Below are 23,522 nucleotides of genomic sequence, written 5' to 3'. Positions count from 1 at the left end.
GCATGGATACCGATATACTGATCATTGGCGCGGGTCTTGCAGGACTGAGCCTCGCGCGCAGACTGGAACAGCAGGGCATGGACTATCTGCTCTGCGAGAGTGCCGGACGCATTGGTGGCCGCGTTAAAACTGACCTGGCCGGGCAGGTTCCCGTGGATCTTGGTCCGGCATGGATATGGCCGGACCAGCCACGTATCAACGCCCTGGCCCGGCAGCTTGGCCTGTTGGTTTTTGATCAGTACAGCAAAGGCGACGGGCTCTGGCAGACTGTTTCCGGCGAAGTACACAGGGCACCAGGTGCAGGCTCTATGAAGGGCTCTTTTCGTATTGCTGGCGGTCTGGCGCGGCTCACGCAGGGGCTGGCAGATAGCCTGCCCGAAAACCGGTTGCTGCTGCAGAATTCCGTTAAGAGCCTTGTGAAGGGCGACAACGGCATTCTTGCCGGTACTCAGCGGGGTGAAATCCGCGCGAACCGCGTTGTTGTTGCTGCTCCACCCCGCCTGGTCACCGCGACGACCGGTTTCAGCCCTTCGCTGCCGGATGAAGTCATGTCTGAAATGCACGATGTCCCGACATGGATGGCCGGCCATGCGAAATTCATTGCCGTCTACGGCCGTCCCTGGTGGCGCGAAGCAGGCCTGTCCGGAGACGCGATCAGTCAGACCGGACCGCTCGCAGAGATACACGACGCCTCGCCCCATGATGAACAGGCGTTTGCGCTCTTTGGCTTTGTCGGCACGCCGCCTGCTATCCGGGCAACTCATCGCGACAAGGTCATCAGCGACGCCGTGAGCCAGCTGGCAACGCTTTTTGGGCCCCAGCTTGCCAGCCCGCAGGCGGTCCTGATGGAAGACTGGGCCGCCAACCCCATGATCGCGACCCCTGCGGACCACAACGGTCCGGATCACCATCCGGCCTATGGCACGCCTGCTGCATTACGTGGTTTGTGGGATGGCAACCTGATTTTTGCCTCGTCCGAAATGGGCAATCATTTCGGCGGATTTCTCGAAGGCGCGCTGGAAGCGGCGGAGCAGGCCGAAGCCGCGCTCGGCTGATGTCAGTCGTCCTGCCATTCGGGCATGGGTTCTTTTGCGATAAAGGCATCAATGCCCGCGCGTGTATCGCGCGCCATCATATTGTCGGCCATGGTCCTGCCCGCGAAAGCATAAGCGTCTTCCAGCGGCAATTCCGCCTGTTCGTAAAAGGCACGCTTACCCGTTCGCACAGCGACAGGCGCTTTTCCAACGATCTGCCGGGCCATCGCCATGGCCACTTCATCAAGTTCGGCAGCCGGTACAACGCGGTTGATCAGCCCGATCTCTGCCGCACGGGAGGCGGAGATGAAATCACCGAGCAACAGCATTTCCATCGCCAGTTTGCGCGGGATATTGCGGGACAGCGCAACCATCGGTGTGGAGCAGAACAGACCAATATTGACACCAGAGGTGGCAAAACGTGCGTCATCTGCAGCAACCGCCAGATCGCATGTCGCTACCAGCTGGCAACCGGCAGCGGTCGCTATGCCCTGGACCTGAACAATGACAGGTTGCGGCAGATTCACGATCGACAGCATCATCTTTGAACACCGCGCGAAGAGATCGTTGAAGTATGCCTTGCCCCCATCTTCATCGCCGCGCCGCGCGGTCATTTCCTTGAGATTGTGCCCGGCACAAAAATGGTTGCCCGCGCCGCGCAGAATGACGGCTTTGACATCACTGTTCGTCGCAAGGTCGTCCCAGGTTTCCTGAAGCGCCTGCAGAACATCCTCTGACAGCGCGTTCATGGCCCGTGGATTGTTGATCGTCACCGTGGCAACGCCCGCGTCAACGGCCAGCAGGACAGGGAGTTCGTGGTCGGACATTGTTCGCCTCACAACGGGTCTTGTTTCGTGCACACACGATGGCATCGGCGGGCCACGAACACAAACACCAAACAGCCGGCGGATCACACAGCGCTGTTTTCCCGCACGGCTGTCGCGTCTGGCACGCTGTCTGTACGGCTCCACAGAGTGTGGGGCACCGGATCTTTTGTCCGCAGAAGAAACAGCCACGCGATGTGCCAGTAAGACCGATAGGCATATCCGCCATTACGTTCCAGGAACGCGGATCTCCGGGTGCGATAGAACTGATCCAGCCGATACCAGGCAAGTGACGGGCAGGCATGATGTACGGCATGCAGATTGTTCTTGAGAAAGAGCACCGACAACAATCCACGGTCCTCAATAATAACACTGCGACAACGGGCTTTTTCATGCACGCGGTGCTCAAGGAATGTTCTGATCTTGAGCACCGAGAGACTGGCATAGGCTGACGCCAGAAACACCCATACCGGCATGTCTGCCACAAGGACCCACCAGACGATCACAGGCACCAGACCAAAGGCATGAAAAGCCCATCCGGACAGAACGTTCCTGTCCCCGGATACGATGGCTTTCAGGTCGTCCGCCCAGAACGTAGCTGTACTGATCAGTGGCCCGATGAGCATTCTTCCAAACAGGGTGTTGTTAAAAATATAGATCGCACGGCGCGGTTTTGACCACCTGTTCCAGACCGCAGGGTCGATGAAGTTCGACTCGGGGTCATCGTAGGGATCGGTCAGAGACGGATCGTGGTGATGCGCCAGATGTGTATCACGAAAACGCAGATAGGGGATGAAGAGCCCAAGTGCTGGAAAGACCAGTGCGGTGTTCAGTGTCTGATAACGGAATGGATGACCATGCAGCACTTCGTGGTTCAGAGACGAATACAGCGTCAGAATGAGAGCCAGCAGAACAGCAGAAACAGGCAGACCGATGTGCCCGGAGAAGCCGGTGGTCAGCGCAAATCCTGAATAGCAGAAAAAGGCCACCGCCAGTGTTGGCCATTCAGTATTCGGGGTTGCGGGGCATTCGGGGGTCGCCAACTGGTGCCTTTCATTTGTGCAGGTATCACGTTTCCTGAGGATTTTCCCGATCCGGTCCACCGGTTACAAGCGCGTGAGTTTGCATTAGAAAGATTACTTGTGCGTCTGTTTCCCTGTTTTGTTGTATTTTCACTACAAAATTGCATATATGCATTATGGATAAACGTAATCTCTCTGTGCAGTTCCGCGCAAGACTGCGAAAGGTTCTGGAGTCGCACGTCGAAGGGAAGTCGCACTTCATGGAGCAGACGGGTCTTGACCGCTCCGCCCTCAGCCAGTTCCTGAGCCCGGCCTCGGATCGGCTGCCACGCGCCGAGACGCTCCGGCGTATTGCCCGGATCAGCGGTGTTTCGGCGGACTGGCTTCTCTGTCTGGAGAACGCTCCGGAAGGCCGCCAGGAGGTTGCCGGCAGCGTTCAGATCGAACAGGAAGTTCAGGCGGATGGTTCAACACCGCTGGACCAGTGGCGCAGCGAAGCGGCCGGGTTCAAACTGCGCTATGTCCCGTCGACCCTGCCCGATATGTTCAGCCTGGCACCTCAGGCGCTCGACGATACGCCTGAAGACGCGCGCGGTGGCGGGGTCGAAAACGTACTGGGGCACATTTCGCTCGAAGACATGGACGTGGAGATCGCAATGCCGATACAGACGCTGCAGGATCTTGCCGCACGAACTGGTCTGTGGCGCAATACGCCCGCCCGTCAGTGCCGGCGCCAGCTGGAGCACATGGCCCGCATCTGTGCACAGACCTATCCTGCGCTGCGGCTGCACCTCTATGACGGCAGCAAAACCTATTCCGCGCCCTTTACGGTCTTCGGACGGCAGCGGGTCGCGCTCTACATCGGTGACGCCTACCTGGTGGTCAGCAGCCCCGAGCAGGTGCGCGGGTTTTCCCGGCAGTTCGACCGGCTCGTACGAAGTGCAGTGATCGGCTCCGATCAGGTCAATCTGACCCTTGAACGTCTGGCGCAGTCGGTGAAATCCTACTGATTCAGTCTCTGATGTGCCGAAAGTGTCGATCTGGCAATCACAACTTTCTGCACATCCGAAGCACCTTCGTATATGCGCAGAGCCCTGATTTCCCGGTATAGCCGCTCTGGTACAGATCCGCTGCGCACGCCCTCGCCGCCAAATAACTGCACGGTTTTGTCAATTACACGCTGGGCCTGATCTGTCGCAAAGAGCTTGGCCATAGCGGCCTCGCGCGTAACTCTGGACGCGCCGGTATCGCGCGTCCAGGCAGCGCGGTACACCAGCAGCGCCGCGGCATCCACATCCAGTGCCATGTCAGCGATATGCCCCTGAACCATCTGCAGATCAGACAGCGGTGCCCCGAAAAGCCGGCGCTCCTGCACCCGTTCGAGTGCGGCGTCCAGCGCGCAGCGGGCAAAGCCAAGCGCGGCGGCAGCAACCGTCGCCCGGAAAACATCCAGAACGGACATCGCGATGCGGAACCCCTGCCCGGGTGCGCCGATCAGGGCGTCGCCCGGCAGCCTGAGATTTTCAAAAGACAGCCGCGCCAGAGGATGCGGCGCAATCACATCCAGCTTTTCAGCTATCCGCAGACCCGGCGTCTTGGCAGGCACCAGAAAAGCCGAGAGCCCGCCCGCGCCGGGTGCCTCGCCGGTACGCGCAAAGACCGTATAGACGTCAGCAATACCGCCGTTTGAAATCCAGGTCTTTTCGCCGTTGAGAATATAACCGTCACCGTCCTGTTCGGCGCGCAACGAGATATTTGCCACGTCAGAACCTGATCCCGGTTCAGTCAGGGCAAAGGCGGACAGCGCATCACCCTGCCGCGTTCTGTGCAACCACGCCTGCTGTTCCCCGGACCCGAAGAGCGACAGTGCGCCGGTGCCCAGACCCTGCATCGCAAAGGCAAAATCGGCCAGACCGTCATAGCGCGCCAGCGTTTCGCGGATCAGACACAGGCTGCGCACATCAAGCGTGCCCGGGTTATCGGGATCAACCGCCGAATGACGCAGCCATCCACCCTGCCCCAGCATCCGGACCAGCGCGATGCAGCTGGCATCCACGTTTGTGTGGTCGATATCGCACAGACTGGCCGCGCACCAGGTATCCAGCGCATCCGCAAGTTCGCGGTGCCGTTCCTCGAAAAACGGCCAGTTCAGAAAACTGCGGTCGCTCATCAGCATGATCCCTTTATGGTCCTGTCAGTCGCCCTGAAACACCGGTTGTTCCTTGGCGACAAAAGCCTCGTAGGCGCGGCGGAAATCCCCGGTCTGCATACAGATTGCCTGGGCCTGTGCTTCGGCTTCAATGGCCTGATCGAGAGTCATTGACCATTCCTGGTTCAGCATCGTCTTTGTCATCATGTGCGCGAAATTCGGACCTTCGGCAATTTTACCGGCCAGCGACAGTGCTTCGGCACTCAGATCTTCAGAAGGAACCAGACGGTTGAAAAATCCCCACTGCGCTCCTTCGTCGGCACTCATGCTGCGGCCCGTGTAAAGCAACTCTGCGGCCCTGCCCTGGCCGATGATACGGGGCAGCATCGCACAGGCACCCATGTCACAGCCCGCGAGCCCCACACGGGTGAACAGAAATGCCGTCCGCGCCTGCGGCGTTGCCAGCCGCAGATCAGAAGCCATCGCGATGATTGCCCCCGCGCCCACACAGATACCGTCCACGGCTGCCACCACCGGTTTGCCACACCCCAGCATCGCCCTGACCAGATCACCAGTCATACGCGTGAACTTCAGCAGGTCTTTCATATCCATACCGACCAGCGGCCCGATGATGTCATGAACATCGCCACCCGAACTGAAATTCCCGCTGTTAGAGCCAAATACTACAGCTTTGGTCCCTTCATCGTCGCGCAGATTGCGGAACCAGTCGCGCAGCTCGGCATAACTGTCAAAGGTCAGGGGATTCTTCCGGTCGGGCCGGTCGAGTGTGACCGCGGCAACACTGCCCTCGTGTCTCAGTCTGAAATGATCCGGCATCAGCTGTCCTCTCCGGTTGTTTCGGCAATGCGGCCCAGGCGGGAATAAACGGTCGCAAGCCCCTGAGCGCCGATGGGTGACAGCAATTCATCGACCCAGCGTTCGTGAACTCCGGCCATGTCGTCAAAAAGGACGCGCCCTTTTTCCGTCAGCACAACACGCATCGCCCGCCGGTCGCCCTCGACCGAGCGACGCTCCACCAGACCGTCTGCAACCAGCCGGTCGACGATGCCGGTCACGTTGCCGTTGGAGACCCGCAACACACCGCTGAGGTCGCTCATTTTCATGCCCTCGCCATTGCGATGCAGGGCCGACATTACGTCGAAGCGCGGCAGCGTCGTGTCCCATTCCTGCCGCATACGTTCGCGGAGTTCCGCCTCAATTCTTCGGGTGACCTTAAGCATCCTCAGCCAGACGCGCAGCCGGTCTTTGCTGAGATCACCTTGTGTGTCTGTTTGTCGGGTCACATGACTTCTCCGCCTGAAACTGATAAGGCCTGACCGGTCACTGAGCCGGCACCCGGGCCTGACAACCAGAGAACTGCATCGGCAACCTCGTCCGGCTGAACCAGGCGGCCCTGTGGGTTTGTCGCCGTCAGTGCTTTTCTCGCATCTGTGGCATCGCGCCCTGTCTGGCGCATGATGTTGGCGATCGTGTCATCCAGCATCGGTGTGTCGGTAAACCCGGGACACACCGCATTAACGGTTATTCCCGTCGTTGCCAGTTCGAGTGCGAGCGAGCGTGTCAGGCCGATCACGCCGTGTTTTGCCGCTGAATAGGCACTGACATAGGCGTATCCCTTCAACCCTGCAGTCGATGCGACCGTGATCAGACGTCCGGAACCGGTCTCTTTAAGTGCGGGTAGTACGGCAGACCAGATATTGAAAACGCCCAGCAGGTTGACTTCCAGCATGTCGCGCAGATCATCGGCGGACATCCTGTGGAACGGCTTTGACACTGCTGCACCGGCGTTGGCTACGACGATTCCTGGCCGGCCGGCGGCCCCGATCATCCGGGCGCAGTCTTCGGGGCTGGTCACGTCACCGGTTACGGCGTGCAGGCGCGCGTGCCTGTCCGCCATCGCCTTCAGTACCTCTGGCCGCCGTCCGCTGATCCAGACCTCTGCGCCGGCATCGGCAAGAGTACGGGCAATTGCGGCACCCACTCCGGTGCCGCCCCCGGTCACAAGCGCCTTCTGCCCGGAAAGATCGTTCATACCCGCCCTCCGTCATTTGTGGCGGCATCCCTGCCTGCAAGCCGCCAAGCCTGGTCGCGACCCGCCAGATAGGGATCGGGCCATTGTTCCAGGCGATCACCGAGCGCTGTTGCCGCGTGCAACGTCCAGTAAGGATCCGCCAGGTGTGGCCGGGCAAGGCAGACAAGATCCGCTCGACCGGCCATCAGGATAGAATTGACGTGATCAGGCTCGAAGATATTGCCCACGGCCATTGTCGGCAGACCTGTTTCGTTGCGGATACGGTCCGAAAAGGGCGTCTGGAACATCCGACCATATACCGGTTCTGCATCCGTGGACGTCTGCCCGGCCGATACATCGCAGATATCCACCCCGTGCGCCTTGAACGCCCGGGCGATGGCCACGGCGTCATCTGGCGTAATGCCACCGTCGCGCACCCAGTCATGGGCCGAAATACGCACCGACATAGGTTTGTCTGAGGGCCATACCGCGCGCATCGCATCGAAAACTTCCAGCGGATATCGCAGCCGGTTTTCCAGCGATCCGCCATATGCGTCGGTGCGCCGGTTCTGCAGCGGCGTGATGAAACCCGACAACAGATAGCCATGGGCCGCATGCAGTTCGATCATGTCAAAACCGGCGCTGTGCGCTCTCGTTGTGGCATCGACGAACTGGCTGGTCACACGGTCCATGTCTTCCCGTGTCATTGGTCGGGGGGCAGCATTCCGATGCGACCATGGCACATCGGATGCGGCGATAAGGGGCCAGTTGTCCGACACCAGCGGGGCATCCATCTCGTCCCATCCGACCTGTGTTGACCCTTTGGCACCTGCGTGACCGATCTGCAGGCAGACCTTTGCGTTGCTTTCGGAATGAATAAAATCCATGATGCGTTTCCAGGCCGCTTCCTGGTCGTCTGTACAGATACAGGGACACCCGGGTGTGATCCGCGCATCGTCACTGATACAGGTCATTTCGGTATAAACCAGACCCGCACCGCCTTTGGCGCGTTCGCCGTAATGCACCAGATGCCAGTCGGTTGGCAGCCCGCCGACCGCTTTGTATTGCGCCATCGGCGATACGACGACGCGGTTTTTGAGGGTCATCCCCCGCAGCTGGTACGGCGCGAACATCGGATGGCGGACCGGAGCATCTTCGCGGACACCGGCCTGTGTCTGGAACCATTTCTCGGCACTGACCAGCCAGTCCGGATCCCGGTCGCGCAGGTTTTCGTGACTGATCCTTTGCGACCGGGTCAGCAGAGAATAGCTGAACTGCACCGGGTCCAGATGCAGATACCGCTCCACATCCTCGAACCATTCCAGCGAATTGCGCGCCGCGGACTGCAGTTTCAGCACTTCAACGCGGCGGTCTTCCTCATAGCGCGCAAAGGCGGCCTGCATATCATCTTCATTCGTCAGATAATCGGCCAGTGCAATTGCAGATTCCAGCGCCAGCTTGGTGCCCGACCCGATCGAGAAATGCGCCGTGGCGGCCGCATCGCCCATCAGCACGATGTTTTCGTGGTGCCACCGGTCACACAGCACACGCGGGAACCGGATCCATGCCGACCCGCGCACGTGGTTTGCGTTGGACATCAACGCGTGACCACCGAGGCTCGTGGCGAAAATCTTCTCGCAGGTGGCGATGCTCTCTTCTTTGCTCATGGCGCCGAAACCCCAGGCGTCCCAGGTCTTCTGGCTGCATTCAACGATGAAAGTCGCTGTATCAGGGTCGAACTTATAGGCATGTGCCCAGACCCAGCCGTGTTCGGTTTCCTCGAAGATAAAGGTAAATGCGTCGTCAAACTTCTGCCTGGTGCCCAGCCAGGTAAACTGGCATTTGCGCACGTCCGTCTGCGGACCGAAGGCAGAGGCGAATTCCGCGCGGGTGCGGGAATTCAGGCCATCGGTGGCGACGACAAGGTCGTATTCCTGCGCGAGAGACCCGGCGCTTTCCACATCTGTCTCGAACTGCAGATCAACGCCCAGCGCCCGGGCGCGGTCCTGCAGCAAAAGCAGCAGCTTCTTCCGCCCGATCCCGCAGAAGCCGTGCCCGGAGGATACCGTTCGCGTACCCCGCAGAACGACGGCGATGTCGTCCCACCAGGCAAAATGTTCACGGATCAGCGCCGCGCTGTCCGGGTCATTCCGGGCCAGGTTCCCAAGCGTCTCGTCAGACAGGACGACGCCCCATCCAAAGGTGTCATCGGGCCGGTTGCGTTCAAAAACGGTTATCTCGTGACCTGGATTCCGCAACTTCATGGAGATGGCAAAATAGAGACCGGCGGGACCGCCTCCGAGGCAGGCAATTCTCATGGGACACCCGTGATTGTTTCCCTGTGAAGCCTACTCAGGACTCAGATTGTTTCAAGTATAAAATTTTTATACCTAAAGCTATTTGGCCCTCAGAAAGTGCTCCATCCGGAACCGCATCCCGTCTGGCCAGGGGACGGGCCTGCCCGTACTCATATCAACCGAGACCAGCACAGGCGTTGCCGTCATGCGGCGTTCCTCGCCACAATGTGCCTCGACAAAAAGATGCGCCGAGGTCCGGCCCATTTTCGTCATCCACAGCCGCCAGGTCAGCACGTCGCCCATGCGGCTGGGCGCAGAGAATTCCGCACCAATAGAGACAGTTGGCACCCCGTGACCCCGCTCCAGGTGCATATCGGCAAAGGAATGCCCCAGGCCCACTTCATGCCATTCTTCGACCGTCTGGTTCACCATTTCAAAATAGCGGGGATAGAAAACGATTCCCGCAGGGTCGCAGTGCTGAAACAGAACTTTGATATCGTGCTGAAAAATATTGGTCATTGGTAAGATGTGATGCCGGTTCAGCGGGTTTCAAGACTGCCTGTCCGCGGCAAGGTCAGCCAGGATCGGGCAATCCGGCCGGTCGTTACCGGCACAGGCGTCGATCAGATGCGCAAGGGTGTCGCGCATCTGTGTCAGTTCATCCCGCTTGCGCTCGATCTCCTGCAGGTGCGTCAGCGCCAGTTGCCTGACATCTGAACTGGCACGGTCAGTGTCGTTGTAAAGACGCAGCAGGCTCCGGCAGTCATCAATGGAAAAGCCAAGTGACCGGGCACGTCCCAGAAAGGCCAGTTTGTGCCGGTCCGACTCGCTGAAGTGGCGATACCCGTTGTCACTGCGACCGGGCGTGATCAGATCGATCTCTTCATAATAGCGGATCGTTTTGACCGGCAGGCCGGTTGCGGCTGATACGTCGCTGATGTTCATCAGAGCTCTCCTGTCATCCGGCGCAGACGCAGCGCATTGGACACAACGAATACGCTCGACAGTGCCATCGCCCCCGCCGCCAGCATCGGTGACAGCATCCAGCCGGTTACGCTGAAAAATACACCCGCCGCCACTGGGATCAGTGCCACATTGTATCCGAAGGCCCAGAAGAGGTTCTGGCGGATATTGCGCATAGCACTGTCAGAGACGGCAATAGCCCGTGCGACCCCGGCGGGATTACCGGACATGAGCACCACATCTGCCGCTTCGATCGCGACATCTGTGCCGGTACCGATGGCGATGCCTACATCCGACGCCGCAAGTGCCGGTGCGTCGTTGATGCCGTCTCCGACAAAAGCGAGTGTGCCCCCCTCTGCCCGCATCCGTTCGACGGCCTGAGATTTCTCTGCAGGCAGGACGCGTGCGACAACCTCTATGATACCGATCTCATCGGCAATCACGCGCGCTGCTGCTTCTGTGTCGCCGGTGATCATCACCATCCGGACACCCCGCCGCTGCAGATCAGCGGTCAGGTCAGCAGCAGAGGGTCTGATGCGGTCAGCCACCGCCAGCATCGCAAGAGGTGTGTTGTCTGCTGCTGCAAAGAAAACCGTCTGGCCCTGTGCCTCGCAGGCGGTGCGTGCTGTGTCAAACTGGCTGATGTCAATGCCTGCACTCTTCATCATCCGGTCCGAGCCGATCCGCAGGTGACGGCCCGCGACCACTCCTGAGATTCCCATACCATCGTCTGCCGAAACCTCCGTTGCATCCGGCCAGACCACACCGGCATCCCGGGCTGCCTCCAGTACGGCGCGGGCCAGAGGATGTTCGGATCGCGCCTCCATCGCTGCGATCAGGCGCAGGGCGTCTTCTTTTGTACACCCTGCGGCCGGTGCGATGGACTTCATTTCCGGCCGGCCCTCGGTCAGCGTACCGGTTTTGTCAAAAACAACCGTATCAACAGCCGCCAGACGCTGAAGCGCGTCGCCCTTGCGAAACAGTACGCCCAGTTCAGCCGCCCGCCCGACAGCCACCATAATGGAGGTGGGCGTGGCAAGCCCCATGGCGCAGGGGCACGCGATGATGAGCACAGACACCCCGGCCACCAGCGCATAGGAAACCACAGGCGCCGGCCCCAGCAGAACCCAGGCAAATACGGTAACAACCGCAACGGCCAGAACCGCCGGAACAAACCACAGAGTGATGCGGTCAACCAGAGCCTGTACGGGCAGTTTTGCGCCCTGAGCTGCCTGAACCATACGGATGATCCCGGCAAGTACCGTGTCCTCTCCAACACCTGTGGTCTCCAGAACAACACTGCCGGAGCCATTGACGGTGCCCGCTGTCATTGTGTCGCCGGTAGCTTTGTCAGCGGGCAGCGGCTCTCCTGTGATCATTGATTCATCCGCGAAGGTACTGCCTTCAACGATCACACCATCAACCGGCACTTTTTCACCCGGGCGAAGGATAATCCGGTCACCCGGCACAATCTCTTCCAGCGCGATGTCACGGCGAACGCCGTTCCGTTCAACCTGTGCAGATGTCGGGCGCAGACCGGCAAGTGCCCGGATCGCGGCACCGGTCCTGCCACGCGCCCGCGCTTCCAGCCAGCGACCCGTGAGGATCAGCGTCACGATGACCGCTGCTGCCTCGAAATATACTCCATGCGCGCCCGGCGGGAAAAGCCCCGGGGCAATCATCAGCAGTGACGAATATGCCCATGCGGCCAGTGTGCCGATTGCCACCAGACTGTTCATATCAGGCGCGCGTTTCCAGAGAGCCGACAGTCCGTCCGTGTAAAAATGGCGCCCCGGACCTGCCAGCACCAGAGTTGTCAGCACAGCCTGAACAAAATGATTTACGTCCTGCCCGATCATGCGCCCAAGACCCGGGAATACATGGCTGCCCATTGCCAGAAGAAATACCGGTGCGGTCAGCAGGGCAGCCAGCAGCGTCCGGCGCTGCAGGCTCTGCGTTTCGGCATCACGTTTTGCGTCCTGCTCCGACGTGTCCGGACCTGCCTGCTTTGCCGGATAGCCCGCATCATCTGCTGCACGGATCAGCGCGCCGGCCGTCATGTCTCCGATCACTGTTGCAGTGTCCGTGGCGAGATTGACGGACACATCGCGTACCCCGCTTACCGCCGACAACGCCCGGTCCACGCGCCCCACACAGGAGGCGCAGTTCATTTTCTCGATTGAAAGCGTAACTGTCCGGGACATGGAATGACCTTGCAGGAGCTGATGTATCCTACATAAGGGTTCCAGTCACTGGAGGGTCAAGAGCCCGATAGTAACTTTCAGACTTTCGCGTTTTCGTCCGGTGCGTTTTCGGGCGGGTCCGTCACCAGTTCAACATCCTCGACGTCTGTCTCTCCGGTGGCTTCGTCACCTTTGTCCGCGGCAGAATTATCTTCCAGCGCGCCAACGATCAGAGGCAGCATCTGCACACCGCCGGGCATGGCCATCTCTGCCTCGGGCGGGCGCTTCCACTCCAGTGTGTCGAAGCTCTCGCAGTTTTCGCATATGGGCGCCCATTCGGCATGGATATGCTGGCAGTTGTCGCAGATCCACTGCGGCCCCCGCGATACGGTCACGGCACGGGCAAGCCAGCCGCGCACCACAGAATCGTCCGCCCCCTCGCCCCGCTCAATCGCCGCCATCAGCGTCACAGACCGTGCGGTCGGGTCGCTTGTCGCCAGATCGCCCAGCGCACGGCGCGCCTCGGGAAAATCCTCGTTGGCGATATGCAGTTCGGCCATCAGCATCTTTGTCTCGGCGTGATTCAGTGTGGACCGGGTCAGCAACGTAAAACGTTTGATGCGCTGTTGCGGCGTCTCATCGGGTTCAATCTCTGCATAGGCTGCGGCAAGATCCGGGTGCGGTTGCGCCTCCCAGGCCTTTTTCAGCAGACGCGTCGCCAGTTTCGGCTTGCCATGCGCGATATAACTGCGTCCGGCCATGACAGCCGCCGGTACCAGATCCGGCGAAAGCTTGTTGGCTTCAATCGCCTTTTCGCGCATCTCAATCGGGCTTTCGTCAGACAGGATCGACTTTGCCTCGGACAGGGCCAGAACTGCATCACGACGACGATGCACGTCCCGCGGCAGACTGCCGTGCTTCAGTTTGGCGCTCAGTGTCTGACGGGCACCCGCCCAGTCTTCTTTCTGAGCCTGGAGCTTCAGCAGGACGTCCTGGACTTCCTCATGTTTTGGTTTGATCGCAAATGCTTTTTCAGCAAGAGCCAGAGCAGTGTCGGTATCTCCGTCTTCCAGCCTCTGGCGCATGATCCCGCGCACACCCACAAAACGTGTGGCGCTGTTTGCGACGAGCTTTTTGTAGGTCTCTTCCGCCTTGCGCCGGTCGCCCGCCATCTCGGCCGCCTGCGCAGTCAGCAGATTGGTCAGCTCCGGTTTATTGAGGTATCGGTCAGCCTTTGCCGCTTTGGACATCGCAACCCGGCCTTCGCCACTGGCCAGCGCCATCAGACCTTCGGACAAAGCCTCAAAGCCCTTGCGCTCCCGGTTACGGTCAAAATAACGCGACAGAGCCGTCTCGTCGCCGTTCAGGAACCGCCATGTCGCCATCAGCAACGACAGGAGTTTGAGCAGAATCCAGACCGCAACGACAAAGGCCAGAACAGCAATCACAGATTGCAGCGGGCCAAACGTGTACTCACTGCCCATGACCGTGACCTGCACGCCACCCTCGCTTTCGAGCAGGTAACCAGCGCCCAGCGCAAGAGCAGCGACCGCGGCGACGAACAGAATTATCTTAATCAGAGACCACAACATATTCGTCTTCCTCAGTTACTTTGCAGGCTGTCAGACAGCGTGTTTGCGGCATCCTGCGCCGCACGCCGTGCCTCGGCCGAACTCAGCCACCCCTGCATCGCAGCACGCGCCGGTTCGGGCAAAGCTTCCATTTCAGACAGAGCTGTTGCCAGATCACCCTGTCTTATCGCTGCCTCAGCGCGGGACAGGATCGCATCCGGATCTGATCCCTCGCGGGGCGTGACCGATCTGGCACTCAGCTGCCGGCGCAGGAATGCGCCAATACCCTGAACTTCGCTTTCGGGTACGTCAGACCGTGCCGCGGCCAGAGCGTCGCGCGCGGCATCGGGAAATGTCTCGCGGAGTGTTGCCATGGTTGGCACGCCTTCTGCCGCCGCGGTTCTGAGCGCATCCGGCACATCAACGGGCGCAACCTCTTCCAGATCATCTATGGCGGGCTCGAAAGTCTCACCGCTGTCGACGGCCGTGACAACACGCGTGAGTGCGGCACGTGCCAGAATGCGGGCCGCCTCACTGCGGGCGGCGGCTTCTGCTTCTTCTGCAATCGTACTGAGCGCTTCTATTTCTGCTTTCTGAGCATCAAGCGCCTGCTGAAGAGCAGCAACGTCAGCAGCACTTGCGCCCTCCGGTGCCGTCTCGACCGGTCGCGCCTCGAGAGCATCAAGCCGCTCTGCCAGCGCCTGAAGCTCTGCAGAAACAACCGCCACAGTTTCGGTCAGACCTTCTGTGGCAGCAGCAAGCTCCTCTGGCACTTCCAAAACCGGTGCCGGCTGCGATTCCAGCGCAGCCAGCCGGTCGGACTGCGCCTGCGTAACTTCCACCAGTCCAGCGGCCTGGGTTTCCAGCGTTTCGAGGATACTCAGATCCACGGATCCGCGCTGCATCGATGCCGGCAGCCACTGATCAATCTGGTCTCCTCTTCCGGCGATAAACCCGAGCATTGCCGCGATGACACCGCCAAAAACAGCCGGCCACATATTACCGCGCACAACAACTTCTTCGGCAGGGGTCTCAGCAGGTACAGGCTCTTCGCGGGGAGTCTCTTCGACCTCGTCAACTGTCTCAGCAGTCCCGTCAATGACGTTACTGTCGTCCTGATCAGTGTCTGATTCCACTGTTTCAGTCTCTGAATCCTGTTGCTGGTCAGTATCTGCAGCTTCTTCGGCCTTTACGATGTCGCCGGTCTCTTCAGTCCGCTCAACTTCCTGATCGGGTATATCGTCAGATACCGTGTGTTCGGGGGTTTCCGGCGCATCCTTGTCTGTCGTTTCAGGGTCCGGAAACACATCCTGTTCCGGGATAACTTTGTCAGCCACCTGCTCTTCGATGGCCTTGTCAGAAGCTGTGCCGGCGGGTTCCTTGTTCTGTCCGGTTCTGGCGCCCGATTTGCGTGATTTTGCCAAAGTCTCCACCCCTAATTCGATTCTCCGCTGGCAGGCGGTGTCAGGAAAGCATACTCCGCAGCCACTTCACCCTCAACCCGGACGGGCGTTGACTGTCAGGTTTTCTATACAGGTGACCACAGACTGCGCATCGGGCCACGCGGATATAACCTGTTGCGCAAAAGGGGCTTGTCCAGTGGCGCGCGCAACAGCCGCACTCAGAAAGACGGCGATGACATTCTGCGGTGCTGGGCACTCTTTGGTGAACCACGCAGCCGTACGGGGGGAAAACAGCGGCACAATGACCTGTCTTTCACCGCTGACCGCAGCACGCGCCGCCTGGGTCAGCGGCAAAAGCGGCTGGTCATATACAGCAATCCGCTCAATCGTGAAGCCGGCGTCAGAGAGCCTGTCGGCCACCCTGCCGCGGGTGTGCACACCGCTGAAATGCGCAAGCCTGAGGGCTGGCCGCAGTGATATCAGTGTTTCTGTCAAAGCCGCGGAATCAGCGCCTGCCTCAACTGCGTCCCATCCCGCCTGCCTCGCGGTCTCTGTGGTTGCGCCACCAACACACCAGGCCTTTCGCCCGCGCGCGTCCGGTGCATAGCGTACACCATTTGACGAGGTAAAAACCGCCCCCTCGCATCTGTCGGACCCTGCCCCGGGCGTTACCGGGACGATGGAAAGAAGCGGACTTTCAATGATTTCCAGCTTTTGCCTCAGCGGCTCAGGAAGACGCCGGACGAAGGCCTCTCCAGCTGCGGCGGGCCGCGTCACGATCATTGGTATCAGGGGTTGCTGCATATTCCCCACCATTGTTTAACCCTTCTGCCGGTGTTACCTGCAGCCCATTGATCATGCAACGGGACACCCGCTTTGACCACCGCCTGCACTGTTCTTGCCATCGAAAGCAGCTGCGATGATACCGCCGCCGCAATCCTGCGCCGGGGTGCTGATGGCAGAACCAGCATTCTGGCTTCTGTTGTACGCGGGCAGACCGATCTGCACGCGGCCTATGGCGGTGTCGTGCCCGAAATTGCGGCACGCGCGCACGCCGAAGCGCTCGATCTCTGTGCCGAAGAAGCGATGGATACGGCGGGCATGACCATCAGCGAAATCGACGCTTTTGCCGTGACCGCTGGTCCGGGTCTGATTGGTGGCGTCGTGTCTGGGGTGATGTGTGCCAAGGGCCTTGCCATGGCGACAGGCAAACCACTGTACGGCGTTAATCATCTGGCCGGCCATGCTCTGACACCGCGCCTGACAGACGCAACCGCCTATCCTTACCTGATGCTTCTTGTCTCTGGCGGGCATTGTCAGTTTCTGCTGGTGCGCGGTCCGGACCAGTTTGAACGCCTGGGCGGCACCATAGATGACGCGCCGGGTGAGGCATTTGACAAGATCGCCAGGCTTCTGGGACTTGAACAACCCGGCGGCCCGGCAGTGGAACGCAGCGCGCAGAGCGGTGCCTCTGACCGGTTCCGCCTGCCCCGCCCGCTGCTCGACCGTGACGGATGCGATCTCTCCTTCTCCGGTCTCAAAACCGCAGTCCTGCGCGCCCGGGACGCCGTAGTCGCAGAAAAGGGCGGTCTGACGCAGGTTGATGTCGCTGATCTCTGCGCCGGGTTTCAGGCATCGGTCACGGACGTGCTGGCCGTAAAAACCAGACGGGCGATGCAGATGTGTATTCAACAGGACGCTGTGCCGACAGCCCTCTGTGTCGCCGGGGGCGTTGCGGCAAATCAGGCCATTCGCACCGTATTAGAGACTGTTGCAAGCGGGTTCAAAACAGACTTCGTTGCTCCGCCTCTGGCATTATGCACCGACAATGCCGCAATGATCGGCTATGCGGCACTGGAACAGATGGACATTTCAGCACCCGCCGGCATGACTCTCGCCGCCCGGCCCCGCTGGCCCCTGGATCAGTCCCGGCCGGCCATGCTCGGCAGTGGGAAGAAAGGCGCTAAGGCGTGACCGTATCGGTGCTTGGATCAGGGGCCTTTGGCACGGCACTGGCACTTTCACTCGCAACAAAAACACATGTCACGCTCTGGGCCAGAGACGCCCGGCACGCCACACAGATGCGCGATGACAGATGTAACCGACGCCGGCTTGGTGATTTTCCGTTCCCGCAGACTCTGACCGTTACGCAATCCCTCGATCAGGCGGCGCTGCCCGGGACACTGTTGCTCGCCGTTCCGCTGCAACAGCTGCGCGGGTTTCTGACGTCCTGCGAGGGTCGACTGCGGGGCAAGACACTGGTCGCATGCTGTAAGGGTATCGAACGGGGCACCGGACTCAGTCCGCATGAAATCATTGGTGCACTGGTACCTGACGCAACTGCTGCCGTTCTGACCGGTCCCGGGTTTGCGCGGGATATTGCAGCGGGCCTGCCCACCGCGATGACGCTCGCCTGTGGCGATTCAGAGACTGCAGAGTCGCTGCAATCGGATCTTTCCACGGCAACGCTGAGGCTCTACCGGTCGTCTGATGTGACTGGTGCCGCGCTGGGTGGGGCGCTCAAGAACGTGGTGGCAATTGCCTGCGGCGCAGCGATGGGCGCCGGACTGGGGGAAAGCGCCCGGGCTGCTCTGATGACCCGCGGGAACGCGGAGATGGCAAGGCTCGCCGCTTTGCGGGGCGCTGACCCTGCGACACTCAGCGGGCTGTCCGGTTTCGGAGATCTGGTTCTGACCTGTACGTCGGAGCAATCACGAAACTACCGGTTTGGGCTGTCGCTCGGACAAAACGCGGAATTTGATCCGGAAACCACCGTCGAAGGTGCCGCAACCGCGCTTGCGATGCAGGCCACTGCAGAAGCCCAGGGTCTGGATATGCCGATCACATCTGCGGTGGCGGGCCTTGTGGAAAAACGGCTTGATGTGGCACAAGCGATGTCCGGCCTTTTGTCACGCAGCCTGAAGGAAGAGATATGCTGATTGCCCTGATTGCCCGCGATAAACCCGGCGCCCTGCCCGTTCGGCAGGAAAACCGGCCACTGCACGTCGAATACCTGAAATCCGGGACCGCCGTGCAACAGGCTGGGCCTCTTCTGGATGACGCGGGCCAGATGTGCGGTTCGCTGATTGTACTGGAGGTTGCTGATATGGCCGAAGCACAGGCCTGGGCCGCAAACGATCCCTACGCCCGCGCGGGCCTTTTCGAGAAGGTGGAACTCATCCCATGGAACCGGGTGATCGGCTGATGGCGTACTGGCTTTTCAAGTCCGAACCCTCGACCTGGAGCTGGGACGATCAGGTTGCAAAAGGCGATACCGGCGAAGAATGGGATGGCGTGCGGAATTATCAGGCCCGCAATTTTATGCGCGAAATGAAAATCGGCGATCGGGGTCTCTTCTATCACTCACAGAAAGAAAAAGCCGTGGTCGGTATTGTCGAGGTTATCGCCGAGGCACATCCCGACAGTACAACGGACGATGATCGCTGGGAATGCGTTGATATCAAAGCCATTCGCGCGGTCGAAACACCTGTGACGCTGGAGCGTATCAAACAGGAGCCATCCCTGGCAGATATGGTGCTGGTACGAAACTCGCGCCTGTCAGTTCAGCCGGTGACAGCTGACGAATGGCAGGTGATCTGTGGTCTTGCGGGCATTTCAGACTAGGCCAGCGTCGCGTTTCAAGGCACCATACGGGCATTGCAGACTACAGGGAGTAAACCCATGGGGTTTCTGAGTGTTCTCGCAGCCGGTGTTGCCGGCTTTGCTTTTGGTGCCGTCTGGTACACCGTGCTCGCCAGTAAATGGATGGCTGCGTCGGGCGTGCCGCTGGATGAAAACGGTGCGCCGGCCAACCGGTCCGATCCGATCCCCTATATCACCAGCCTGCTGGGTGCCATTCTGGTCGCCGGTATGATGCGGCACGTTTTCCAGCTGAGCGCGATTGATACGGCGGGCAAGGGGCTGCTGTCCGGGCTGGGAATCGGTCTGTTTCTGGTAAGTCCCTGGATTGCGACATTCTACAGTTTTGGCGCGCGGCCAAAATCTCTCATACTGATTGACGGGGGATATGCCACGTTCGGCTGTGCCGTGATCGGGCTGGTTCTGACGCTGCTGTAACGGAAAAAGGGGCCTGACACGATTTGCCAGAACCCCTCTTCACCCCACGCGATCCCATACCCACGCGTGTATCTGAAACTGGTTCTGGCCATACTGGCCGGACAAGAGTGTTCTACCGAAAACCGCGAAAATCGTCAAACATTCAATAGATTAAATACGATACAAATAGAAAACGCCCCACATGATGCAGGGCGTTTCAGACGGAAAATCCGCTTTGATCAGCTGTATACGGACTCTTTGCCGAAATGCTTGGTCAGCATGTAATATACGACGGCGCGGTATTTGTTGCGCTCAGATTTGCCATAGGTCTCGATAACGCTGTTGATCGCAGCCATCAGTTCCGGACCATCTGCCAGGCCCAGTTTCTTGATCAGAAAATTGTTTTTGACTGTTTCAAGCTCAGAAGCCTGACTGCCGGCAACAGTGGATGCGTCAGCGTCATAGATCGCCGGACCGCAGCCAATAGTTACCTTTGTCAGCAGATCCATGTCTGCTTCCATGCCGCATTTGTTTTTCAGATCGTCCGCATACTGCGCGATAAGATCGTCGCGTTTGCCCATAATAGGTCTCCCACCTTAAATTAATGACCGCTCCCCCGCGGCCTCCTGAAAGACTAGAGGTATATTCTGTTTCAAAAAAGGGGGTTTTTGCGACAGATATTCCCCTGTGCGGGGAACCGCTCGCATGAATATTCCGGCCGCTTGCGGGCAAGGCGGGAAAAGCGGTCTGAAACGGGGCGCTGTGCAGGGTCTTTTCACCCGCCCGGCGGTGCTGTCAGCAGCCACAGCCAGACGCCGACCAGCGCCAGAGGTACGCCCATGCCACCAATGAGACCCATGCGTGGGATCATCGGGCTGTGCGGCAGGACAATATCAAAGGCGTCGCGATTGTCGCGCCCGGCATAGGCCCCCTGCTCGCCCTTGGCCCGCCACTGGCGGCTGCGCCAGACCGCAGCGACCACCGAGACCAGCACCAGCGCGCAGATAATCACGCCAAGCACGGGAATGACCGGATAATAGACGGAGGCACCGATGCCACCCTGCCGGGCGCCAAGGGTCAGAGGCACAAAGAGAAAGGCCTGGCTGGTCACCAGCCAGTTGACACGCGCATTGATCAGCGACAGTTCGAACTGAATCTCACTGCGGATATAGCGGTAGACCGCATCGTTCTCGGCCGAGCGTTCAATGCGCGCGTCAGCCATTATCAGTACCGGTAATGTTCCGGCTTGAACGGACCTTCGGGTTTCACACCGATATAGGCCGCCTGGTCCTTGTCCAGCTCGGTCAGTTTCACACCGATCCGGGCCAGGTGCAGACGAGCGACCTTTTCATCCAGATGCTTGGGCAGGATGTAGACGTCGTTTTTGTACTCATCCCCTTTGGTCCACAGCTCGATCTGAGCCAGAACCTGGTTGGTAAAGGACGCGGACATCACGAAAGACGGGTGGCCCGTTGCATTGCCGAGGTTCAGCAGACGGCCCTCGGACAGCAGGATCAGACGGTTGCCGTTCGGCATCTCGATCATATCCACCTGCTCTTTGATGCTGGTCCACTTGTGGTTCTTCAGCGCGGCAACCTGGATTTCATTGTCAAAGTGGCCGATGTTGCCGACGATCGCCATGTCCTTCATCTCGCGCATGTGCTCAATGCGGATCACGTCCTTGTTGCCGGTGGTGGTGATGAAGATATCCGCGGAACCAACCACATCTTCGAGCAGCACGACCTCAAAACCGTCCATCGCTGCCTGCAGCGCACAGATCGGGTCCACTTCAGTGACCTTCACGCGGGCACCGGCACCGCGCAGTGAAGCCGCAGACCCTTTGCCAACATCACCGTAACCCATCACAACGGCAACCTTGCCGGCCATCATGGTGTCGGTGGCGCGGCGGATACCGTCGACCAGCGATTCCTTACAGCCGTATTTATTGTCAAACTTCGACTTGGTCACAGAATCGTTCACGTTGATCGCCGGGAAGGGCAGCTGGCCTTCACGCACCAGTTCATAAAGACGGTGTACGCCGGTTGTTGTTTCCTCAGAGACACCAACGATCTGGTCACGCATTTTGGTGAACCAGCCGGGGCTTGCTTCCATGCGTTTCTTGATCTGCGCCTTGATCGCAACTTCTTCCTCGGATCCCGGAACGGGGATGATTTCTTCGCCGGCCTCAGCGCGCGCGCCCAGCAGGATATAAAGCGTGGCGTCACCACCATCGTCCAGGATCAGGTTCGGGCCTTCCTCAAACAGGAAGGATTTGTCGAGGTAATCCCAGTGCTCTTCCAGGCTCTGACCTTTGATCGCGAAGACCGGCGTGCCACCTGCGGCAATCGCGGCCGCCGCGTGGTCCTGCGTGGAAAAGATGTTGCACGAGGCCCAGCGCACATCAGCGCCAAGCGCCACCAGCGTCTCGATCAGAACAGCGGTCTGGATCGTCATATGCAGCGAGCCCACGATACGCGCGCCCTTCAGCGGCTTGCTCTCGCCGTATTCCTCGCGGAGCGCCATCAGACCCGGCATTTCCGTCTCGGCAATGTCGAGTTCCTTGCGGCCGTATTCCGCCAGCGCGATGTCTTTTACAATGTAATCATTGGCCATGTTTGTACGATCCTGTGACTCTCTGGTTTTGCGGCGCAGATAACACCGCAGCGTGTACAACACAATGCGGGTGCGGTGACGCAGGTGAACACTGTGTTACCGGGTTTCCGGGTCCTGCGAGGGAACAGTGTCATTTACTGATCCTTTTCCGGCGACAGCCGGTTTGATTTTCCCTCGGTGACGGGTACAACCGCCGTCTGAAAGGTGGGATCAATGGCGACAAAAACACGGGCATGGCAGCGGATGCTGTCGGGGCGCAGACTGGATCTGCTGGACCCGACGCCGGTCGATATCGAAATCGAGGACATCGCCCATGGCCTCGCTTTTGTTGCGCGCTGGAATGGTCAGACACACGGTGATTATGCCTATTCAGTTGCCGAGCATTCCCTTTTAACAGAGACGATTTTTGGCCGTATCGCATCAAAAGCACCGGCGAAATGGCGGCTGGCGGCCCTGCTGCATGACGCACCGGAATATGTGATCGGGGACATGATCTCGCCGGTCAAATCTGCGGTGGGTCCGGGCTATGGCGCACTTGATGACCGGCTGATGGCCGCCGTGCATCTGAGGTTTGGTCTGCCAGCCAGCCTGCCGGGAACGGTCAAAAAACAGATCAAGAAAGCGGATAAGATCAGCGCCTGGATGGAAGCCACACAAATCGCCGGATTTTCGGCGACCGAAGCGACGAAATTCTTTGGCCAGCCGGACGCGGCACTGATGCAGGGTCTTTCGATTGTGCTGCGCCCACCGGTAGAAACCCGCGCGGCCTTTACCGCACGACATGCAGAACTTCTGGAGGAAATGGGATGATCACTGTCCGCCGTGCCGGCGATATGGATGCCCGCGACATGGCTGATCTGCTGAATGCGATCATCCGCAAAGGCGGGACAACCGCATTCACTAACGAGGTGACCGCGGATACACTCAGGGGTTGGTTCCGGCAGGCGCCCGACCGGTCAGCGTGGCACCTGGCCGAGGATCAGGACGGCGGGGTTCTGGGGTTTCAGTCGATTGAGCCCCACCGCGACCTGCCCCCGGAAGCCTGCGATATCGCCACTTTTGTCAAAGTAGGCCAGACCGGCCTTGGCATCGGATCCCGGCTGTTCGAGGCGAGCCGTTCTGCTGCCAGAGATTTCGGATATTCATGGATCAATGCCACAATCCGCGCGGATAATGCGGGCGGCCTGGCCTATTATCAGAGCCGTGGGTTTGAAACCTACGCCCAGCACAAAGACCAGGCGCTGGCAAACGGCATGGTCGTGGACAAGGTCAGCAAACGCTACGATTTCTGAAACCGGCCGGGGACGCCGAACAGGGCACGGTTCAACCCGGCACTGCGAACCGGGGTTTGACCAACTCGAAGCAGACGGCGGCT

At 59.6% G+C, this 23,522-nt stretch carries 25 protein-coding genes; 9 read left to right on the top strand and 16 right to left on the bottom strand.

All coding sequences use genetic code 11. The features are described 5' to 3' along the window. Positions 1-2 precede the first annotated feature (2 nt). The gene (locus tag Q0792_RS12610; RefSeq protein WP_298840963.1) at positions 3-1,055 is read left to right on the top strand and encodes an FAD-dependent oxidoreductase; all 1,053 of its coding nucleotides are present in this window, start codon (positions 3-5) and stop codon (positions 1,053-1,055) included. Between the two features lie 2 nt (positions 1,056-1,057). Here the strand turns inward: Q0792_RS12610 and Q0792_RS12605 are convergent, their stop codons facing one another. Together Q0792_RS12605 and Q0792_RS12600 are read right to left on the bottom strand one after the other, a co-directional pair. Continuing rightward, entirely contained in the window at positions 1,058-1,861 is an 804-nt protein-coding gene (locus tag Q0792_RS12605) for an enoyl-CoA hydratase (RefSeq protein WP_298840960.1), read from the bottom strand. An 83-nt stretch (positions 1,862-1,944) separates the two neighbouring features. Further along, positions 1,945-2,901: a fatty acid desaturase gene (locus Q0792_RS12600; RefSeq protein WP_298840957.1), complete on the bottom strand. Its 957-nt coding sequence runs from the start codon at positions 2,899-2,901 to the stop codon at positions 1,945-1,947. Between the two features lie 155 nt (positions 2,902-3,056). Here Q0792_RS12600 and Q0792_RS12595 point away from each other — a divergent pair, with 155 nt between their 5' ends. Then, complete coding sequence (locus Q0792_RS12595; protein WP_298840954.1) at positions 3,057-3,890, top strand: transcriptional regulator; 834 nt, start codon at positions 3,057-3,059, stop codon at positions 3,888-3,890. On the opposite strand, the gene Q0792_RS12590 is transcribed toward Q0792_RS12595, so the two are convergent. From Q0792_RS12590 to Q0792_RS12540, 11 genes are all read right to left on the bottom strand, one after another. Further along, positions 3,884-5,050, bottom strand: coding sequence for an acyl-CoA dehydrogenase family protein (locus Q0792_RS12590; RefSeq protein ID WP_298840951.1), 1,167 nt, complete (start codon positions 5,048-5,050; stop codon positions 3,884-3,886). The genes Q0792_RS12595 and Q0792_RS12590 overlap by 7 nt on opposite strands. A gap of 24 nt (positions 5,051-5,074) precedes the next feature. Then, a complete protein-coding gene (locus Q0792_RS12585) occupies positions 5,075-5,866 on the bottom strand; it encodes an enoyl-CoA hydratase family protein (protein ID WP_298840948.1) in 792 nt (263 codons plus the stop codon). Beyond that, a complete protein-coding gene (locus Q0792_RS12580) occupies positions 5,866-6,270 on the bottom strand; it encodes a MarR family winged helix-turn-helix transcriptional regulator (RefSeq protein ID WP_298841880.1) in 405 nt (134 codons plus the stop codon). The genes Q0792_RS12585 and Q0792_RS12580 overlap by 1 nt, the downstream gene beginning before the upstream one ends. 59 nt (positions 6,271-6,329) lie before the next feature. Continuing rightward, positions 6,330-7,082, bottom strand: a complete 753-nt coding sequence (locus Q0792_RS12575) for an SDR family NAD(P)-dependent oxidoreductase (protein ID WP_298840946.1) — start codon at positions 7,080-7,082, stop codon at positions 6,330-6,332. Continuing rightward, positions 7,079-9,379, bottom strand: coding sequence for a bifunctional salicylyl-CoA 5-hydroxylase/oxidoreductase (locus Q0792_RS12570; RefSeq protein ID WP_298840943.1), 2,301 nt, complete (start codon positions 9,377-9,379; stop codon positions 7,079-7,081). The genes Q0792_RS12575 and Q0792_RS12570 overlap by 4 nt, the downstream gene beginning before the upstream one ends. A 78-nt stretch (positions 9,380-9,457) precedes the next feature. Beyond that, the gene (locus tag Q0792_RS12565; protein WP_298840939.1) at positions 9,458-9,877 is read right to left on the bottom strand and encodes a thioesterase family protein; all 420 of its coding nucleotides are present in this window, start codon (positions 9,875-9,877) and stop codon (positions 9,458-9,460) included. A gap of 30 nt (positions 9,878-9,907) precedes the next feature. Further along, positions 9,908-10,303, bottom strand: coding sequence for a Cu(I)-responsive transcriptional regulator (cueR, locus tag Q0792_RS12560; RefSeq protein WP_298840936.1), 396 nt, complete (start codon positions 10,301-10,303; stop codon positions 9,908-9,910). Beyond that, positions 10,303-12,525 (bottom strand): heavy metal translocating P-type ATPase, encoded by a 2,223-nt coding sequence (locus tag Q0792_RS12555; protein WP_298840933.1) that lies wholly within the window; start codon positions 12,523-12,525, stop codon positions 10,303-10,305. Before Q0792_RS12555 ends, cueR begins: the two co-directional genes overlap by 1 nt. Before the next feature lie 77 nt (positions 12,526-12,602). Beyond that, on the bottom strand, positions 12,603-14,096 hold the full coding sequence (locus Q0792_RS12550; protein ID WP_298840931.1) for a heme biosynthesis HemY N-terminal domain-containing protein: 1,494 nt from the start codon (positions 14,094-14,096) through the stop codon (positions 12,603-12,605). Between the two features lie 11 nt (positions 14,097-14,107). Next, the gene (locus Q0792_RS12545; RefSeq protein ID WP_298840929.1) at positions 14,108-15,499 is read right to left on the bottom strand and encodes a hypothetical protein; all 1,392 of its coding nucleotides are present in this window, start codon (positions 15,497-15,499) and stop codon (positions 14,108-14,110) included. A 72-nt stretch (positions 15,500-15,571) separates the two neighbouring features. Next, on the bottom strand, positions 15,572-16,282 hold the full coding sequence (locus Q0792_RS12540; RefSeq protein WP_298840926.1) for a uroporphyrinogen-III synthase: 711 nt from the start codon (positions 16,280-16,282) through the stop codon (positions 15,572-15,574). Positions 16,283-16,354: 72 nt separating this feature from the next. Between Q0792_RS12540 and tsaD the strand changes: the two genes are divergently transcribed. Genes tsaD through Q0792_RS12515 form a run of 5 tightly spaced genes read left to right on the top strand, consistent with a single transcriptional unit; the run spans position 16,355 to position 19,555 of the window. Continuing rightward, complete coding sequence (tsaD, locus tag Q0792_RS12535) at positions 16,355-17,452, top strand: tRNA (adenosine(37)-N6)-threonylcarbamoyltransferase complex transferase subunit TsaD (protein WP_298840923.1); 1,098 nt, start codon at positions 16,355-16,357, stop codon at positions 17,450-17,452. Then, positions 17,449-18,417, top strand: a complete 969-nt coding sequence (locus Q0792_RS12530) for an NAD(P)H-dependent glycerol-3-phosphate dehydrogenase (RefSeq protein ID WP_298840920.1) — start codon at positions 17,449-17,451, stop codon at positions 18,415-18,417. The genes tsaD and Q0792_RS12530 overlap by 4 nt, the downstream gene beginning before the upstream one ends. Beyond that, a complete protein-coding gene (locus Q0792_RS12525; protein WP_298840917.1) occupies positions 18,411-18,683 on the top strand; it encodes a YciI family protein in 273 nt (90 codons plus the stop codon). Before Q0792_RS12530 ends, Q0792_RS12525 begins: the two co-directional genes overlap by 7 nt. Next, a complete protein-coding gene (locus tag Q0792_RS12520; RefSeq protein ID WP_298840914.1) occupies positions 18,683-19,102 on the top strand; it encodes an EVE domain-containing protein in 420 nt (139 codons plus the stop codon). The genes Q0792_RS12525 and Q0792_RS12520 overlap by 1 nt, the downstream gene beginning before the upstream one ends. 57 nt (positions 19,103-19,159) lie before the next feature. Then, a complete protein-coding gene (locus Q0792_RS12515) occupies positions 19,160-19,555 on the top strand; it encodes a DUF1761 domain-containing protein (protein WP_298840911.1) in 396 nt (131 codons plus the stop codon). Between the two features lie 218 nt (positions 19,556-19,773). On the opposite strand, the gene Q0792_RS12510 is transcribed toward Q0792_RS12515, so the two are convergent. The 3 genes from Q0792_RS12510 to ahcY all read right to left on the bottom strand — a co-directional run bounded on the left by Q0792_RS12510 (position 19,774) and on the right by ahcY (position 22,147). Beyond that, positions 19,774-20,115 carry a DUF2853 family protein gene (locus Q0792_RS12510; protein WP_298840909.1) on the bottom strand — a complete coding sequence of 114 codons (342 nt, stop codon included), beginning with the start codon at positions 20,113-20,115 and terminating at the stop codon, positions 19,774-19,776. 194 nt (positions 20,116-20,309) lie between these two features. Beyond that, positions 20,310-20,756, bottom strand: a complete 447-nt coding sequence (locus tag Q0792_RS12505; RefSeq protein WP_298840906.1) for a hypothetical protein — start codon at positions 20,754-20,756, stop codon at positions 20,310-20,312. A 2-nt stretch (positions 20,757-20,758) separates the two neighbouring features. Then, positions 20,759-22,147, bottom strand: coding sequence for an adenosylhomocysteinase (gene ahcY / locus Q0792_RS12500; RefSeq protein ID WP_298840903.1), 1,389 nt, complete (start codon positions 22,145-22,147; stop codon positions 20,759-20,761). Between the two features lie 213 nt (positions 22,148-22,360). Between ahcY and Q0792_RS12495 the strand changes: the two genes are divergently transcribed. After that, on the top strand, positions 22,361-22,957 hold the full coding sequence (locus Q0792_RS12495) for an HD family hydrolase (RefSeq protein WP_298840901.1): 597 nt from the start codon (positions 22,361-22,363) through the stop codon (positions 22,955-22,957). Further along, positions 22,954-23,439: a GNAT family N-acetyltransferase gene (locus tag Q0792_RS12490; RefSeq protein WP_298840899.1), complete on the top strand. Its 486-nt coding sequence runs from the start codon at positions 22,954-22,956 to the stop codon at positions 23,437-23,439. The genes Q0792_RS12495 and Q0792_RS12490 overlap by 4 nt, the downstream gene beginning before the upstream one ends. Positions 23,440-23,522: the final 83 nt, after the last annotated feature.

Source organism: uncultured Roseobacter sp. (genome assembly GCF_947495025.1).
In the GTDB taxonomy this organism is placed as follows: domain Bacteria; phylum Pseudomonadota; class Alphaproteobacteria; order Rhodobacterales; family Rhodobacteraceae; genus Roseobacter.
This window is presented reverse-complemented; position numbering and strand designations above follow the sequence as displayed.

What these genes read in the sequence shown, in the direction of transcription:
- Q0792_RS12610 (WP_298840963.1), top strand. Translation starts at nt 3, where the DNA reads ATGGATACCGATATACTGATCATTGGCGCGGGTCTTGCAGGACTGAGC.
- Q0792_RS12605 (WP_298840960.1), bottom strand. Translation starts at nt 1,861, where the DNA reads ATGTCCGACCACGAACTCCCTGTCCTGCTGGCCGTTGACGCGGGCGTT.
- Q0792_RS12595 (WP_298840954.1), top strand. Translation starts at nt 3,057, where the DNA reads ATGGATAAACGTAATCTCTCTGTGCAGTTCCGCGCAAGACTGCGAAAG.
- Q0792_RS12590 (WP_298840951.1), bottom strand. Translation starts at nt 5,050, where the DNA reads ATGAGCGACCGCAGTTTTCTGAACTGGCCGTTTTTCGAGGAACGGCAC.
- Q0792_RS12585 (WP_298840948.1), bottom strand. Translation starts at nt 5,866, where the DNA reads ATGCCGGATCATTTCAGACTGAGACACGAGGGCAGTGTTGCCGCGGTC.
- Q0792_RS12580 (WP_298841880.1), bottom strand. Translation starts at nt 6,270, where the DNA reads ATGCTTAAGGTCACCCGAAGAATTGAGGCGGAACTCCGCGAACGTATG.
- Q0792_RS12575 (WP_298840946.1), bottom strand. Translation starts at nt 7,082, where the DNA reads ATGAACGATCTTTCCGGGCAGAAGGCGCTTGTGACCGGGGGCGGCACC.
- Q0792_RS12570 (WP_298840943.1), bottom strand. Translation starts at nt 9,379, where the DNA reads ATGAGAATTGCCTGCCTCGGAGGCGGTCCCGCCGGTCTCTATTTTGCC.
- Q0792_RS12565 (WP_298840939.1), bottom strand. Translation starts at nt 9,877, where the DNA reads ATGACCAATATTTTTCAGCACGATATCAAAGTTCTGTTTCAGCACTGC.
- cueR (WP_298840936.1), bottom strand. Translation starts at nt 10,303, where the DNA reads ATGAACATCAGCGACGTATCAGCCGCAACCGGCCTGCCGGTCAAAACG.
- Q0792_RS12555 (WP_298840933.1), bottom strand. Translation starts at nt 12,525, where the DNA reads ATGTCCCGGACAGTTACGCTTTCAATCGAGAAAATGAACTGCGCCTCC.
- Q0792_RS12550 (WP_298840931.1), bottom strand. Translation starts at nt 14,096, where the DNA reads ATGTTGTGGTCTCTGATTAAGATAATTCTGTTCGTCGCCGCGGTCGCT.
- Q0792_RS12540 (WP_298840926.1), bottom strand. Translation starts at nt 16,282, where the DNA reads ATGCAGCAACCCCTGATACCAATGATCGTGACGCGGCCCGCCGCAGCT.
- Q0792_RS12525 (WP_298840917.1), top strand. Translation starts at nt 18,411, where the DNA reads ATGCTGATTGCCCTGATTGCCCGCGATAAACCCGGCGCCCTGCCCGTT.
- Q0792_RS12520 (WP_298840914.1), top strand. Translation starts at nt 18,683, where the DNA reads ATGGCGTACTGGCTTTTCAAGTCCGAACCCTCGACCTGGAGCTGGGAC.
- Q0792_RS12515 (WP_298840911.1), top strand. Translation starts at nt 19,160, where the DNA reads ATGGGGTTTCTGAGTGTTCTCGCAGCCGGTGTTGCCGGCTTTGCTTTT.
- Q0792_RS12510 (WP_298840909.1), bottom strand. Translation starts at nt 20,115, where the DNA reads ATGGGCAAACGCGACGATCTTATCGCGCAGTATGCGGACGATCTGAAA.
- Q0792_RS12505 (WP_298840906.1), bottom strand. Translation starts at nt 20,756, where the DNA reads ATGGCTGACGCGCGCATTGAACGCTCGGCCGAGAACGATGCGGTCTAC.
- ahcY (WP_298840903.1), bottom strand. Translation starts at nt 22,147, where the DNA reads ATGGCCAATGATTACATTGTAAAAGACATCGCGCTGGCGGAATACGGC.
- Q0792_RS12495 (WP_298840901.1), top strand. Translation starts at nt 22,361, where the DNA reads ATGGCGACAAAAACACGGGCATGGCAGCGGATGCTGTCGGGGCGCAGA.
- Q0792_RS12490 (WP_298840899.1), top strand. Translation starts at nt 22,954, where the DNA reads ATGATCACTGTCCGCCGTGCCGGCGATATGGATGCCCGCGACATGGCT.